This is a genomic window from Cetobacterium sp., assembly GCF_051658645.1.
Taxonomy (GTDB): Bacteria; Fusobacteriota; Fusobacteriia; order Fusobacteriales; family Fusobacteriaceae; genus Cetobacterium_A.
On sequence record NZ_JBOFMZ010000065.1, the window covers coordinates 1 to 2,325 of the forward strand.

General features: G+C 25.5%; 3 protein-coding genes and 1 pseudogene. All 4 read left to right on the forward strand.

What is annotated here, in order from left to right; translation table 11 throughout:
- The coding region (locus tag ACRCZX_RS08235) for a hypothetical protein (RefSeq protein WP_438582449.1) at positions 1-231 on the forward strand (231 nt) is incomplete at its 5' end.
- 37 nt (positions 232-268) lie between these two features.
- A pseudogene (locus ACRCZX_RS08240) lies at positions 269-475 on the forward strand (DUF1016 N-terminal domain-containing protein); the annotation flags it as partial.
- A gap of 18 nt (positions 476-493) precedes the next feature.
- A complete protein-coding gene (locus ACRCZX_RS08245; protein ID WP_438582451.1) occupies positions 494-1,054 on the forward strand; it encodes a PDDEXK nuclease domain-containing protein in 561 nt (186 codons plus the stop codon).
- A gap of 319 nt (positions 1,055-1,373) precedes the next feature.
- Positions 1,374-2,325, forward strand: a 952-nt coding sequence (locus tag ACRCZX_RS08250; RefSeq protein WP_438582450.1) for a hypothetical protein, incomplete at its 3' end; no start/stop codon positions are given.

Sequence of the window (2,325 nt, forward strand, 5' to 3'; positions counted from 1 at the left end):
ATTAAAAATTCTAAGATAGAGTTAATCAAAACAAAGGTTAGAATTAAAGTTAAACCTGAAGTTGCTGAACGAGTAAAATCAGAATTAGATTCAGAAAAAGAAAAATTATCAATAGTTGTAATGCAGAGTGAGTTACCAATAACTAAAAAAATTCATTTGTTCACTCAATTATCAAAAATAGAAACTTTTGAAGAGTTAGAGCAGTTTAAAGTTTTAATAAAATTTATGTAATCCAATCTATCTCTGAAAAACTTTTGAAGAGTTTGGAAAAGGTTATTCAAAACAAAATCTTTGGTATATGAAACAATTTTATTTAACATTTCCAATTCTCCACTCAGTGCGTGGAGAATTAAGTTGGACACATTATAGACTTTTGATGAAATTGAAAAATGATGATATTCGTAATTTTTATACAGTTGAAACAATCGAAAATAATTGGTCATCAAGAGAGCTAGATAGACAGATAAGCTCTCTGCTATATGAAAGAATTAAGATGAGTAAAAATCCTGTTGCAGTAAAAGAACTTTCAGTAGTTGGACAAAAAGTAGAAACAGCTCATGATATTATCAAAAGCCCTATGATTTTTGAATTTTTAGGAAAAGGTGACTATACAATATCTGTAGAGAGTGATTTAGAGTCTGCTCTTATGGATAAACTACAGCTTTTCCTTCTTGAGCTAGGAAAGGGATTCTCTTTTGTAGGTAGACAAAAAAGAATTAATATAGATGGTGATAACTATTATGTTGACTTAGTTTTTTATAATTATATATTAAAATGTTTTGTACTAATTGATTTAAAAATGGGTAAACTTACTCATAGAGATATTGGACAAATGGATTTTTACGTACGTTATTATGAAAAAGAGATGCGTTTAGAAGGAGATAATCCAACTATAGGGTTGCTTCTTTGTTCTAATAAAAATGATTCCATGGTTAAATATACTTTACTAGATGACAGTAAAAATATCTTTGCATCTAAATATCAATTTTACTTCCCAACAGAAGAAGAGTTGATAGAAGAGTTAGAAAGAGAAAAATTAAGTTTAGAACTTTAATATTTATGTATGGTAGGAGATTATATTTTATAATCTTCTACTTTTTTTATATTTAAAAAATACGGTTTTTTTCTTGTTTGTAATATTTACAATATTTACAAGATTTACAGAAAAATTAAGAGTGTTAAAAACCTAATGAAATCAATGCTTAGCGAAGGTGTAAAAAAGTTAAAGGTATAAAGATTACTAAGATAGGTATAAAGATTACTAAGATAGGTATAAAGATTACTAAGATAGGTATAAAGATTACTAAGATAGGTATAAAAAACAAAATTGACATTTTATACTCTTTGTTATATTATATTTTGAGGTGATTTTTATGAAAAAGTTTAAAGATTTAATACTATTTAAACCGAATCAATTAATAGAGATAACAGGAGCTCCATTAACAGCTCAAGGACTTTTGACATACGATTTTATTTTACATAGATTGCAACAAGAAAAAACTGATAATCTTATTCTATCTTTGAATGAAATAACAAAAGCAATTGGAATTGAAGGAAATTATGATGAAATTTATCTTTATTTAGATTCTTTACAGAGAATAAGAATTGAAAGTAAAGATGTAAAGGGAAAGCTTTGGGGAGCATTTAATTTGTTGTCTGAGTACAAAAAATGTGAAGATGGTGTTTTTGTTGCTGTTCCACCAACAATTTCAAAAGCTTTAAAAACACAAGATGACAACAAGGATAGCTTGTATTATACAACAATAAAGCTATTAGAAAAAAGAGTTTTCAGATGTGTTTATAGTTTAATTTTTTATGATTTATTTAAAAAATATGAAAAAGTTAATATTCCTATTTTAGGTTTAGATGAAATTAGAGAGTTCACAGGAACAATAAATAAATATCCTGAGTATAAAGCTTTTAAAGTTCACGTTTTAAAAAAAGCAGTAGAAGAATTAAATACTTTTGAAAAAAAATATGAATATGATTTTGAGGAGATAAAAATTTCTCGTAGAGTTCATAAAATTAAGTTCATTAAAACAGAAAAAAAAATATTAGATTTACTCGATAATGAATTATCAGAAAAGCTAGTAAAAGCAATCGAAAAAGCTCGTAAAAATAGGTTTGTAGATTTAGTTTATTCTCAAAAAGCTATGGATAAAATCATAAAAAAATATGAAGAGGTAGATGTTATAAAAGGCTTAAATGAACTGTACAAATATAACTCTGAAATTAAGAATTTTTCTAAGATTTTGATTTCTAAAATTGATGACATTAAAAATTCTAAGATAGAGTTAATCAAAACAAAGGTTAGAATTAAAGTTA

Coding starts and splice junctions, on each gene's coding strand:
- ACRCZX_RS08245 (WP_438582451.1), top strand. CDS start 494: ATGAGTAAAAATCCTGTTGCAGTAAAAGAACTTTCAGTAGTTGGACAA.